The following is a 13,688-nucleotide window of genomic DNA, read 5'->3' on the forward strand; positions in this document are numbered from 1 at the left end:
GCACAGTCATTTTTTTAAAAATAATGGAAGATGAATCCAAAAATCTATTTTTTTGCTCTTTGGTTGATTGGCACACATTTAGGATTTGCCAAATGCGAGATTTCTTTTCAAGTGTATGTAGATAGCACGAGTTTTGATGTCTATTTTGATGTCCAACAAAGCTCTTGGCAAGGCTCTACCTATGCATATTGGGATTTTGGAGATGGCACTCAAGATTCCATTGAATACGAGGAGGCTACTCATTACCACGAAATGATGCATCAATTTCCCAATTATGGGCGTTACATCGTGTCTTTCGAGATAGAATGTGAAGGAGCTTCGGAAAAACGCTACTATAATTTGTGGCTTACCAAAGACAATGACCCTATCCCCAAATGTGAAGGAGAGTATGACTATACGATTGCTTCCTCCCCCAATGATGATGAATTGCATCAACTTCAATTGTCTCTCAAACAACCCTTTGAAGGAAGCGTAAATTGGTGGAAAGGCTATTGGCATCAGCAAGGAAATCCTGCTTTTTTTGACATACGTTACCCAGAGGACTGTCCTTTACTTCTATCTGCTGCCAATAGTGAGAACTATATTTTTTGCCGAGATACTTTGAACTTAGATTTTGAGGTGGACTTCAAAGCCAATTTCGAAATAATACCTCAGTTTCGTCATCTACGATTTCGGAATACCTCTTGGGGAAACATGCACATCAACTCATGGGATTTTGGGAATGGTGTCATTCGAGATAGTACAATCCATGCCAATTATGGGTATCCTCAAACGGGTGAATACGAAGTGTGTCTGTTTTCTACCGAACCTCTTCTGAATCAAAAAGACACCATTTGTCAAATGGTTGAGATAAAATGTAGAGATTCTTTTTCTTATGAAATAGATGAAGACTACTCCAATGTGGTGAATTTTTATATTCCTTCCACAGGAATGGAGCATCAAGTCTATTTCGATTTTGGAGATGGAACAACAACAGAACTGAACAGTGGTCGTTTTTCGCATGTCTATGACAACACACAGCAGTTCATTACGGCTTGTTTTTGGGAACTTGGTGCGGAATGTGCAGATACAATCTGCCAAACTTTGGATTTCCTCCAACCTACTTTTTGTGAGGCAAAATACAGAGCGCGTCCTATTGGAAAAGGAACACATTTTTTATTTGAAGATTACTCTGTTTACCAAGCAGACAAGGCAGATTCAGAATGGGTTCGTGGATATAGTTTTGAAATTGGCGAAGGTTCTCCCTTTGTTTATGCTATAGATAGTGAAGGCAATAGGCAAATCACCCTTCGCAGCACTGCCGAGGACGGCTGCTATGCAACTTACCAAGAAAACATCTACTTCAAAAAAATCAAAGACAACAACCGCTTTGTTCCTGCCCCTTGTTTTACCATTGAACCTACTTCAAACTCCCTAAGCTATCACTTCAATAACCACACACCCGATGCCGCATCCTATGTTTGGGACTTTGGGGATGAAACGATAAGTACCCTTTTGCAGCCCGAACATAGCTATACACAATCGGGCTTTTATGAAGTTTGTTTGACTGCTTCAAAAGAAGATACCCTACAAAACAAAATGATGTCAGAAACCTTTTGCGATTGGTTAAACATTGGAGAAATAGATACTTGTGCTGCAAAATTTATTGCGATTCCCGAAATAGGAGACTATACTTTGGAAATGGATGGTGAAATAAAGTTTTACAATCTTTCCTACCTTCAATCTGATGCAACTTGGTTTTGGGATTTTGGAGATGGCACAACTTCTACCGAATTTGAACCACATCACCTGTTTACTTATTCCGATACTTTTAAGATTTGCCTAACGGTTTCTAAACCACAAGGATGTGTTCAGCAATACTGCGAAGATATTTTCTATGGATGCGAGCTGCAATTGGAGGGCGAATATCTAAAAGAGAGCGACCAATTGTTGATTGAGTATCAATCCCGAAGCCACATTGATGAGGATAGAATAGAGTGGCGAATCAACAATCATTTTGTAGGAAGTACGAAACAAATGCAGGGTACTTTTTTGGTAAATGAATACAGTGAGCATGATGATTTTGACTTTGTGTTTGATACCGTTGAAGTTTGTGCACATTATAATTGGGTGACGGATTGCCACGTACTTTGTCAGAAAATAGTGGTGGATAGCACGACTACTTCTATTGAAAGTTTTGAAAAAAAAGCTTCTATTCGAGTTTTCCCCAATCCTTTTTCGGATTTTACTGCGATTGAAATAGAAGGGCTTTCTCAGGACAATTACCAATTGGAGGTGATGGATATTCTCGGCAGAAAATTGAAGGAATTAGATTTGGAGAACGGAAAAGCAATATTGGAACGAGGAAAATTGGAAAGTGGATTGTATTTGATTCGGGTTTTGGAGAAAGAGAATGGGAAAATTTTGGGAAGTGAGAAGGTATTGGTGGAGTAAGTTTACCACACCAAATTTTTGTGCTATTTTTGTGCTTTCAATTAATAATTCCCCTATTCTCAAGTTTAGTTTTTACATCTATGATTTTCAGATTATTGTGGCGTTTGTTGTTTATAGCACTGTTTCCAATTATGCTTTTCTATTTACTACACATTTCCAATACAAATGTTATTGCGAGTGAATACCAACAAACATTGTGGGAACTGCAATTACAGCAAGAAGATTTTCAGCGAGCTTATGGGAGAGCCAACAATGAAATTATTCAAAAAGAAGTGATTAATTCTGCTCGCAAACACATTTTTGAAAAGATTCAACATCAACTCTATCCCTACTGGAAAGGCACAGGTTGGGCATACAGTGGCACAACCGAAACGCCTCGAAAGGGGAAAATCGCTTGCGGATATTTTGTGAGTACCATTTTAAGAGATGCAGGTTTTGAAGTAGATCGGGTAAAATTGGCACAACAGGCTTCGGAGAAAATCGTGAAAACTTTTGCAGAGGAAACCGATATTCAGCGATTTCGCAACAAACCGATTCAAAGTTTTGTAAACTCGATCATTGCGATGGGAGACGGTTTGTACATCGTTGGTTTGGATACGCATGTCGGCATAATGTTGGTCGAAAATGGGAAAGCTCAGTTTGTTCACTCTGCTCAATCCTTGCGTGGTGGTGTTCGTGCAGAAAACCCTTTGAAGTCGAAGGTTTTGAAGCGTTCTAAATATCGGATTGTGGGGCGGGCTCTATCGGATGAGATGATGGTCAAATGGTTGAAAAGAGAAAAAGTTGAAACCTATCTTCTATAACCTATCCATAATTCCCTTGTTAATAGCCCGAATCATACCAGGCCCTTCATATATCAATCCCGTGTAAACCTGCAATAAACTTGCTCCTGCGTCCAATTTCTCTGCTGCATCTTGCGGAGTATAAATACCTCCAACCGCAATAATCGGAAAAGCACGATTCGATTTTTCGGACAAATAGCGGATGACCTCCGTAGAACGCTTCGCCAAAGGCTGCCCACTCAGTCCACCACTTCCAATTGCGGCAATTTTATCTTTGTTTTCCTTCAATCCTTCCCTATCAATCGTTGTATTCGTCGCAATCACTCCGTCAATTTGGGTACCTGCCACAATTGCGATGATATCGTCCAGTTGTTCATTGGTCAAATCGGGGGCAATCTTCAATAAAATAGGCTTGCGATTTGGTTTTTGACTGTTCAAATTTTGAAGGTGCTGCAAAAGAGCTGTCAGAGGTTCTTTGTCCTGCAATGCCCGAAGATTGGGTGTGTTGGGTGAACTGACATTGACCACAAAATAATCCACTACTTCAAAAAGAGCTTCAAAACATTTTTCGTAATCAGAAACAGCCTCCTCATTGGGCGTGATTTTGTTTTTGCCGATGTTGCCACCAATAATAAGCTTCGATTTTCTTTTTGACAATCGTTCCTTCAATGCCAAAACACCTTCATTGTTGAAGCCCATTCGATTGATCAAGCCCTTGTCTTTGGATAAGCGAAACAAGCGGGGTTTTGGGTTTCCCGATTGCGGTAAAGGCGTTGTAGTGCCTACTTCAATGAAACCAAATCCCAAACATTCCATTGCTTCAAGATGCTTTCCGTCCTTGTCAAAACCTGCTGCCAAACCTACTGGATTGGGAAAGGTCAATCCAAAGAGTTTCTGCTGCAATTTGGGATGCTGAACGGTATAATAGGATTTGAGGAAATATTGAAGGAAGGGAATTTTTAGCAGTACTTCAAAGGAAAAAAGGGTGAAAGCATGGGCTTTTTCAGGAGAGAGGAGAAATAACAAAGGTCGGAGAAACGATTTGTATAGCATAATTACTTAGAAATGTTAGGATCGCAAAAATACTATTTTTTTGTGGAGGGAATTTTCAAATACTGTTTTTCCGTGCGTCTAATATGCTTGTAAGCCCCTCAATAAAGCACTTTCTCACTCGTCAATAACCTCAAAACAATAACACCTTTTAGACTTTGGACGAGGGAGCAGAGATGCGAGAAGTTAGATATTAATCAGTTGATAATAAATGATTTACGATTAAACGACAAAAACAAGTAAATCATTGATTACCAAATCTTGACATCTTGCTTCCTACTTCTCACTTCTTTCGTCCAAAGTCCAAAACACCTTAAAACTTCAACAAAATGAAAACATTGAATCTTATTCTTATCCTCAGCTTCGCAATCTTCACACAAGCACTTCAAAGTCAAACCGTTTCACCTTCTCCAATATGGAAAGCAGGCCGAAACGATGTTCGCATTGAAGTAGAAAATGCGAGCCGTCATTTCATTGTATCCATTCCACAAAACTACACTGGTAAACAAGCTTTCCCCGTTGTATTGATGTTTCACGGCACAAGTGGCACAGGCGAAAAATTCTACAACATTTCGGGATGGAAAGAAAAAGGAGAAGAAGAAGGTATCATTACCGTTTTTCCTACTGCCCTGAAATACTGCTATATAGATGAAGGACAGCAAAAAAACAACACAAAATGGAATGATGGGAAGTTAGAAACCTACGTTTGTTCAGGCGTGACCTTGAAGGATGATGTATTGTTTGTTAGAAAGATTTTGGTGCAAATGCGTTCACACTTGAACATTGATGACAGTCGTATTTATGCTTCTGGATTCTCCAATGGAGCAGGTTTTGTGAGTCGGTTGGCGGTAGAATTGTCAGATGAATTGGCGGCAGTTGCAGCCGTAGCAGGAGGATTGCAAACACAAATTACCGCTACTCCAAAGGCATTTATTCCGATTTGTTTGATGGTAGGAAATCAAGACGACCGTTTTATTGCAGCACATGGCGGGCAGCCTCTCCCCTACCAACCCGCAGATTTAGAACAAGATCCGCTTATTCGTGACTTCATTGGTCGTTTTCTCAACAAATTTGAACTGAGCGAACAACATACTACTATAGAACGCAAACACCAGATAATTCTCAAATTTGAAGAGAATACCAATACTACAAACGATAATCTATTTGTTTTTTCTATGGTACAAGGCTTGAAACACAATTATCCGAATGGGAAAAACCATCCTTTGAAAGGTGCGAGAATATTCTGGGAATTTTTCAAACAGTATTCAAAATAGTAAAAATCAAAACTACTTCTACGCATTTTGCGTAGAAGTCTATGTAAAATACATATTCTAATTTTTCTAAAAAAACAGCTTGAAAAGTCGTTGTATTTTTCTTCAAAAAAAAAAACAAAAAGAATATAGAGGGTTATTATTCTGATTATCAACACAATTATGGTTTCTCAGAAAAAAATAGTGGTCAAGAAACGAAACTTTTTTTGAAACAATCAGTAGTAGGCATCTTTTTTGTCTTAGATGGGTTGATTGCGAAATTGAAAAACATACAATACACCAGAATAAAAGCAAGACCCAACAAGATGAAAAATATAATTCTAAACATATTGAGCTTAATTATCACGATGACTTTTGTTGTGACAGCAAATGCTCAATCTATGAAAACTGAGAAAGGTATCGAATTTTTTGAAGGTTCTTTGGAAGAATTATTAGCTCATGCCAAACAAACAGATAAAGCCATTTTTATTGATGCTTACACTCCTTGGTGTGGCCCTTGCAAGGTAATGGAAAAGAAAGTATTCATTTTGCCAGAAGTAAGTGACTTTTACAATAATTTCTACATCAGCTACAAACTCAACATGGAAAGCAGCGAAGGAGTAGAATTTGCGAAACAACACGATGTAAATGTTTATCCTACTTACTTATACTTGAACGCAAAAGGAGAAGAGAAAAGAAGAGCAATTGGTGCAAGTCAGCCCAACAAATTTGTTGCAGAAGCGAGAGAGGCCTTAATTGATGAAGAAAAAATGGCTGCAATGGCTGTTGAATATTTAGAAGGAAGAAGCGACCAAGCATTTTTAGCTACTTATATGCAACAATTATGGATAGCAGATGCAGCAGAATACGAACAAGTTGCCATGAATTACTTCAATACTTTGAGCACAGCAGATTTGAACAATGAAAGCAATTTGAAATTGGTTTATGCTTTGGCAAATGACATCACCTTGAAAGGTTTTGAAGTATTTGCAAACAACAGCCCTTTATTTGTAGAGATGTATGGCGAGAAAAGTGTGGCAGATAAAATGGTAGTTGCAGCTTTCAACAGTTTAGACCATGCAATTGACAGCAAAGACTATACTTTATTTGACCAAATCATCAGCACTATTCAATTATCTGGAAGCGACAAAACAAGTACATATACTTACAGAGCTTCTTTGAAATTCTATGAAGGAGTTGGTGAGTGGGACAAATACACAGTAGTAGCGGATCAAATGTTGTCTATCACAGAAATGGACAAATCAGAATCTGCTTATATCAACAACATCGCTTGGAATGTATATGAAAATGCAAGCAATGACTCAATGTTGGAAAAAGCGGTTGTTTGGACAAAACAATCCATCGAATTAGAAAGCACTTACTACAACAATGATACCTTGGCTTCTTTGTACTACAAATTAGGAAAATACGACGAAGCAAAAGAGGCTGCACAAAATGCGGTAAACATTGCAGAAGCAAAAGGCATGAGTGCAAAAGGTGCAAAGAAAATGTTGCTGAAAATTGAAATGAAATCAGCAATGTAATCAGAACAACACAATAGACATTAGGCTGTTATTTTGACTTTCCTACAAAAGAAAACGAAAATTCATATTTAGACAAACTGTTACTTGATTCTCAAATATTTGTCTGTTACCCATATATTTGAAATTGAATTGTCTCGACCCCTTGAAATTTCACTACATCACTATAGGATAGTCCATGAAAAAAACGTTGAAGGTTTCCATAAATCATATGGAAACCTTTTTTCGTTTTATCCAAATTTTACCAACAAATCTCGAAAAAACACAGAATAGCGTAAAAATTAGTATTTTTACAATAAATAGCTAAAGAATATACTCCTCACTTCTGTAATTAATATTCTTCTTTACAATTCCTTATCCAATGAAGCAATTTTTTCTACTGTTGTTGTTGATTATGAGTGTCTGCAATGCTTGTTTTCAGACTCCTACACAAGCACAAACTGTCCAAATATCAGGCAAGATTGAAGAACCTGTCAGTATCAAGGAAAATGACGAATTTCGTCAATTACCCATTGTTTTTTATTTAGATGATTTGTTGAGAAATGAAAAATACGAAATAACTCCCGACAAATTGGGTAATTTTCAAGTACAAATCCCGGTTACCCAACCCACTCCTGCTTACTTTGAATACAATGGCAAAAAAGCACAGATGTTTTTGAGTCCGGGGGAAATTGTTCAAATGAGTTTTTCTAATAGTTTGTTCGACAGCACTTTGAAGTTTGAAGGAGGAGGAGAAATACACAACACCTATTGCGCTGAATTCAGAAAAAGATTTAACAATGATAATATTGATTACGATCTATCCCAGAGGCGCAGTGTGATGAGTGCTCCAACTTTTAGCAGTTACTGTCAAAATCTTAGATTGAAGGAAAGCGCTTTTTTGAGAAACTATTTAGCGCAAAATGAAGGCACTTCTCTATCCTTCAAGACTTGGGCACAATCTGCCATTGAATACCGAACGGCCAATCGAACAACAAGTTATTTTTATAAAACCTCAGATAAATTCCACGACGGTTATATTGACTTCGCCCTTCAGTTTAGTCTCAGCAATCCAGAAGCGTTGGTTGCAAGTGAATATCTGAAATTTTTAGAAAACCATCTTCGGCATTTGTGTATGCGTGACCCACTTCAAATGCAGGAACAGCGCGAAAAACGTGGTGAACCTTGGCTTGTTAGAGCTTTCGAGATTGCTCCAAAGGCTTTCAATGGCAAGGTTTTAGACTATGTACAAGCCTATTTGACACTAGTGCTTATTGATGCAGAGTCGAGTTATGCCAATAGTTTGTACGAAGAATATAAGAGAACAGGCAAAGACCCTGTTTTGAAAGAACTCCTGAGCAAACGCTTCAATAAATACAGCACTGAAATGAGCAATGTCAAGCCTCCTATTGATGCACGCTTGTTCATTGTCAATCAAGAATCTCCGCTTACTTTCGATCAGTTATTATCGCAGTATCGAGGTAAGGTAGTGTACTTAGATTTTTGGGCAAGTTGGTGCAAACCCTGCATGGAAGAAATGACGTATAGCCCTCAACTGAAAGAGTATTTCCACAACAAAGAAGTTGTATTCGTTTATTTATCTTCGGATGATTCGGATGGTCAATGGCGAAAAAATATTGCCCAACTACAGGTTGGAGGGGATCATTACTTGATGGATGAAGACCTAAAAGATTCTGCTTATACCCGTCTATTGGTCACAGGATTACCCCGTTATGCATTGATTGATAAAGAAGGAGAGATTGCAGATGGCGATGCCAAACGTCCAAGCAACGGGTCGCTCAAGTACGATATAAACCGATTATTAGAGAAAGAATAATATACAATAGTTCGAATAATTTTTATTAAACGCAGAGACAGAGAGGTGCAGAAATTTGATTATCAAATAGTTACAAAAATTCGCTCTGTTTTCTAATCACCTGACTATCAATTTATTAAAAAAGCACTGCAGACTATTTTAATATAGGAACGTCAATAAAAAAAAAACCCAATTTAGACTCTTGAGGTTTTGCATCAAAGGTTCTCTATTGCAATGAAAATCAATATTCTTCAAAGAGTACACTTCAAAAGTCTCCACCTCAAATATGGTGTTTATTTTGTTGGCAACCTTTAGCATCCCACATTTTTTGTATATTTGTAGCTCTTTTTGTTAAACTCAACCCAATAATCTTTTGCAATGCATTGAAATTATATTCATGTACATTTTCATAGTGTGCAACAAGCATATATTTTTATGGGATACGATTATTATGTAAAGGTTATTGGCCGCATTTTGGTGGGATTGTATTTTTTTCTTCAATTTGCTTCCTTTCTGCTCAGATTAGAGGATCAAAAAAAACGCTTGGAAAATCACAAGGCTTACCTGCCTATAAGATGGCTACAGGTCATGCTTTATAGTGTGATTGGGTTGTTTTTTGTCATTGATTTTTATGCACAATACACCGCAGCCTTTGCTATCGGACTTATTATGTTTGAAGTGCTGATGATTGATTTGCAGGGCGAGCCATTCACTTTATACCCCAATAATTACCGTTTTCAAGCCATTCTTTCAAAAATCGTATTGATTGCAGCTTGTTTGTTGATAATAGGAAGATAAGAACTCCTATTAAAGTCAATTGACATACAAGACCAATCCCTTCAAATAATGCCCTTCTGGATGAAAAATATTAATCGGATGATCTGCAGGTTGGCTTAGGTAGTGCAATATTCGGACTGTGCGCCCTACTTCAATTGCAGCAGAACGAACCGTATCTTCAAACAATTGTCTTTCGACAACTCCCGAACAAGAAAAAGTAAACAAAATACCTCCAGACTTGATTTGCTTCAATGCCTTTGCGTTCAAGCGTCTATAGGCTTTCATTGCTCTGTGTCTGGCTTTGAGACTTTTGGCGAACGCAGGTGGGTCTAATACGATTACATCATATTGTTGAGGTGGCTCACTCAAAAAAGTCATCACATCAGCTGTAAATGATTGATGTTTATTTTGCTCCGATTGAAGATTATTTATAAGTACATTTTCATCAGTCCAATCTATTGCTTTTTGAGAACTGTCGACTGAATGTACCAACGAAGCACCAGCCTTTAGTGCATAGACCGAAAAACCGCCTGAATAACAAAATGTATTCAAAACCGATTTGTCGGCTACATATTGGGCGAGCAGTTGTCGATTGTCACGTTGGTCAATAAAAAAACCTGTTTTTTGCCCCTTTTCCCAATCTACTTTGAATAAATGGCCATTTTCAGAAACATTTTTTTGCTCCAAATTGCCGAGGAGATAAGGATTGAAGGAAGAAATAGATGCTTCGTCAATAGTATTTTTTTGCTCATTCTTATTAAATGTCAGTGATTTATCATACACAGCTTTTAGTTTGGCACCCATCACTTCCTTCAATGCAGCAGTAATCTCATGCCTTTGCTGAAAAATTCCTACTGAGTGGGCTTGCAATACGGCAGTGCCGTTGTAATAATCTATAATCAAACCCGAAAGTCCATCCCCCTCTGCATTCACCAACCGAAAGACATTGGTCTGTTCGCTATCAATCAATCCAATGGCTTTTCGATAGTCATAAGCCTGTTGCAGTTTTCGTTTCCAAAATTGAAGATCAATGGCTTCTTCTTCAAAGGTCAATACACGCACTGAAATACTACCCTGTTTGGAGTAGTAACCTGTGGCAATGTGCCGATTTTGCGGAGTAAATACACTGACTATCTCCCCTTCTTTTGGTTGCCCTTCAATTGTTTGGATGGCTCCCGAAAAAATCCACGGATGTCGGCGATGAACAGCAGCTACTTTTGAAGCCTTGAGGCTTATTTTTGGGTATATTTGTTGCACTTGCTTATTTTAAATTTTGACCTCTTATGATTGCAATCGCCTCATTTAGGCTCATGCTATTCTGTTCTCCACTTTCCATATTCTTCAATTTCAACGAACTCGCTTCCATTTCCTCCTCACCAACAAATACCACAAAAGGAATATTCTTGGCATTGGCATATTTCATCTGTTTCACCATTTTAACATCATCTGGAAAAAGCTCAGATGCAATATTTGCCTGTCTAAACTTTTGCAGCAATTGGAAAGCATATTCTTCGGAGGTTCCACCAAAATTGATAAACAAAACTTTGGTCGTGTTTGTAGCGAGGTTTTCAAACAGACCCAACTCTTCCATCACATCGTAAATCCTATCCAAACCAAAAGAAATACCTACTCCCGACATTCCCTTCAATCCAAAATTACCCGTCAAATCATCGTAACGACCTCCGCCACTGATGCTACCCATTTGTGCATCTTTGGCCTTCACTTCATAAATCGTACCTGTGTAGTAATTTAATCCACGAGCCAAAGTAATATCTAATACTACTTCTTGTTGAAAATCAAGTTTGTTTAAATATCCAAGTACCGTTTTCAACTCTTCGACACCTTTGCAGCCAACGGGAGAATCGGCCAAGCCTTGCTCCAAAACAGCCATCTTATCAGCGTTTGAACCCGTGGTATCTAAAAAGATTTTGATTTTGTCAATAGCTTCCTGTGAAATTCCTCTACTCAACAATTCTTTAGCTACACCTTCAATACCAATTTTATCGAGCTTGTCTATCGCAATCGTAATGTCCATAAATTTGTCTGCTGCCCCAATCACTTCTGCAATCCCAATCAGCACCTTCCGATTATTGAGTCTAATCTCTACGTTCACGCCAAGTTTGGTATAGACCTCATCCAGTATCTGGGTAAGTTCTACTTCATTGAGCAAAGATTCTGAGCCGATAACATCTGCATCACATTGGTAAAATTCTCTATACCGCCCTTTTTGAGGCCTATCCCCCCTCCAAACTGGTTGAATCTGATAGCGTTTGTAGGGAAAAGCCAAATTGTGTTGATTCATAACCACATACCGAGCAAAAGGAACAGTTAAATCATAGCGTAAGCCTCTCTCACACAAAGAGGCAACAAATTTTCCATAATCCTTTTCTTCAAAAGCTTTGACATTCGCCTTTTCTACTTTTCTACCTTGATTCATGATTCTAAACAACAACTGATCTCCTTCATCACCATATTTTCCAGTAAGTGTAGAAAGGTTTTCCATGGTAGGCGTTTCGAGCGGCTGAAAACCATATTTTTCATACACTGCTCTTATTGTATCCATTATGAAATACCGCTTTTGCAGTTCTTCTGCTCCAAAATCTCGTGTTCCTTGAGGTAAACTTGGTTTCATAGTTTTTTAATTGTTAAATTTTCGTTGCAAAAATAGACAAGATAAATACCCAATAAAAATGAAAGTGAAAATTAAAATGAAATCACTTCAAATATCCTTTTACATTTTTATTTCAATTTTGATTTTCATTCCTACTAATGGTTGTAATTTTGCAATTGAATACTTCAACTGTGTTCACTTATTTTTAGTTCCTTGCATTGTAAAACTTTGGCAATGGAAGTCTCCTTTAAATTTAGACTTTGGACGAAGGAGCAAAGATGCAAGAAGTAAAAATTCAATTGATTGATAATCAATTATTCACGCCTAATCGAATCAATGGATTAAATTTTGATTATCAATTCTTTATATCTCGCATCTTGCTTCCTATTTCTTTCGTCCAAAGTCCAATATAAATGTCAAGTTGATTTTTTAAACAAACTGATTATAAGTTTTTTTTTCATTATTTTTTTAATTTATTTATTATGACTTTTAAAAAATTTTTTGAGGATAAGTTGTTCTTAGAAATGCCGTGGTTAATCGGCTATGTGTTGGTGATATTATTTGTAACTTGGCTGTTTGCCAAATTGTTTGCCCGTATTTTTGACCGCTACATCCTTCGTTCTACAGCTTTAATCAACAATGACCCAACAAGTTATCAATTTATCAAACATTTAGGTAGAGCCTTTATCTATATTTTGGGATTTAGTGTAGCCGTTTATGCCATTCCTTCGCTTCGCAGTGTTTCGACCTCTTTGTTAGCAGGTGCAGGGATTTTGGCAGCCATTGTAGGTTTTGCATCTCAAAGTGCGTTTTCTAATATAATTAGTGGTCTGTTTATCATCGTTTTTAGACCATTTCGAGTAAATGACCATTTGATTATTGACCAAACTACTTTTGGTGTTGTGGAAGATGTTACCTTACGACATACAATTCTGAAAAGCCCTGAAAATCGCCGAATTGTGATTCCCAACTCAGTAATGAGTGAAAAAATTATTCTCAATGCCCATCTCAATGATCCTCGTGTGTGTAAGTTTATTGAAGTTAGCATTGCGTATGACTCCGATATGGATTTAGCAATGGAGGTTATGCGAGAACACATTGAGAACCATCCTCTTTGTATAGATACTCGAACCGAATTGCAGAAACAGGAAGGGGAGCCAAAAGTAAAGGTCAGAGTATTGAAACTTGAAGAATATGGGATTCGGCTTCGTGCTTGGTGTTGGACAGCAAATAATGGTGATGGTTTTGATATGACCTGCGACATGAATAAAGTTTTGATAGAACAATTCAGAATAGCCAATATCGAAATTCCTTATCCTCATCAGGTAATCATTCACAAAAATACTTTATTAGATTCAAATTCAACGCCAAAAACTTAACAGGCTTGATGTTTTGTTTTAGCATTAATTGTCAAATAACTTATCCTGTTATTTTTCTATATTTGCATCC

The 13,688-nt window shown here is 37.6% G+C and carries 10 protein-coding genes; 7 read left to right on the forward strand and 3 right to left on the reverse strand.

What is annotated here, in order from left to right; genetic code table 11:
• Positions 1–30 precede the first annotated feature (30 nt).
• Positions 31–2,433, forward strand: a complete 2,403-nt coding sequence (locus R3E32_09720; GenBank protein MEZ4884989.1) for a PKD domain-containing protein — start codon at positions 31–33, stop codon at positions 2,431–2,433.
• A gap of 131 nt (positions 2,434–2,564) precedes the next feature.
• A complete protein-coding gene (locus R3E32_09725) occupies positions 2,565–3,236 on the forward strand; it encodes a hypothetical protein (GenBank protein ID MEZ4884990.1) in 672 nt (223 codons plus the stop codon).
• Here the strand turns inward: R3E32_09725 and R3E32_09730 are convergent.
• Entirely contained in the window at positions 3,231–4,268 is a 1,038-nt protein-coding gene (locus R3E32_09730; GenBank protein ID MEZ4884991.1) for a quinone-dependent dihydroorotate dehydrogenase, read from the reverse strand. The two genes, R3E32_09725 and R3E32_09730, sit on opposite strands and share 6 nt — an antisense overlap.
• A gap of 326 nt (positions 4,269–4,594) precedes the next feature.
• On the opposite strand from R3E32_09730, the gene R3E32_09735 reads away from it, so the two are divergent.
• From R3E32_09735 to R3E32_09750, 4 genes are all read left to right on the forward strand, one after another.
• Positions 4,595–5,539 (forward strand): dienelactone hydrolase family protein, encoded by a 945-nt coding sequence (locus tag R3E32_09735; GenBank protein MEZ4884992.1) that lies wholly within the window; start codon positions 4,595–4,597, stop codon positions 5,537–5,539.
• A gap of 302 nt (positions 5,540–5,841) precedes the next feature.
• Entirely contained in the window at positions 5,842–7,059 is a 1,218-nt protein-coding gene (locus R3E32_09740; GenBank protein ID MEZ4884993.1) for a thioredoxin family protein, read from the forward strand.
• A gap of 358 nt (positions 7,060–7,417) precedes the next feature.
• The gene (locus R3E32_09745; protein MEZ4884994.1) at positions 7,418–8,872 is read left to right on the forward strand and encodes a TlpA disulfide reductase family protein; all 1,455 of its coding nucleotides are present in this window, start codon (positions 7,418–7,420) and stop codon (positions 8,870–8,872) included.
• Between the two features lie 414 nt (positions 8,873–9,286).
• The gene (locus R3E32_09750; protein ID MEZ4884995.1) at positions 9,287–9,649 is read left to right on the forward strand and encodes a hypothetical protein; all 363 of its coding nucleotides are present in this window, start codon (positions 9,287–9,289) and stop codon (positions 9,647–9,649) included.
• A 15-nt stretch (positions 9,650–9,664) separates the two neighbouring features.
• Here R3E32_09750 and R3E32_09755 read toward each other — a convergent pair whose 3' ends face one another.
• Positions 9,665–10,885 (reverse strand): class I SAM-dependent rRNA methyltransferase, encoded by a 1,221-nt coding sequence (locus R3E32_09755; protein ID MEZ4884996.1) that lies wholly within the window; start codon positions 10,883–10,885, stop codon positions 9,665–9,667.
• A 4-nt stretch (positions 10,886–10,889) separates the two neighbouring features.
• A complete protein-coding gene (gene hisS / locus R3E32_09760) occupies positions 10,890–12,260 on the reverse strand; it encodes a histidine--tRNA ligase (protein ID MEZ4884997.1) in 1,371 nt (456 codons plus the stop codon).
• A gap of 461 nt (positions 12,261–12,721) precedes the next feature.
• Here hisS and R3E32_09765 point away from each other — a divergent pair, with 461 nt between their 5' ends.
• Positions 12,722–13,618: a mechanosensitive ion channel family protein gene (locus R3E32_09765; protein ID MEZ4884998.1), complete on the forward strand. Its 897-nt coding sequence runs from the start codon at positions 12,722–12,724 to the stop codon at positions 13,616–13,618.
• The last annotated feature ends 70 nt before the right edge of the window (positions 13,619–13,688 follow it).

Source organism: Chitinophagales bacterium (genome assembly GCA_041392475.1).
In the GTDB taxonomy this organism is placed as follows: Bacteria; Bacteroidota; Bacteroidia; order Chitinophagales; family UBA2359; genus JAUHXA01.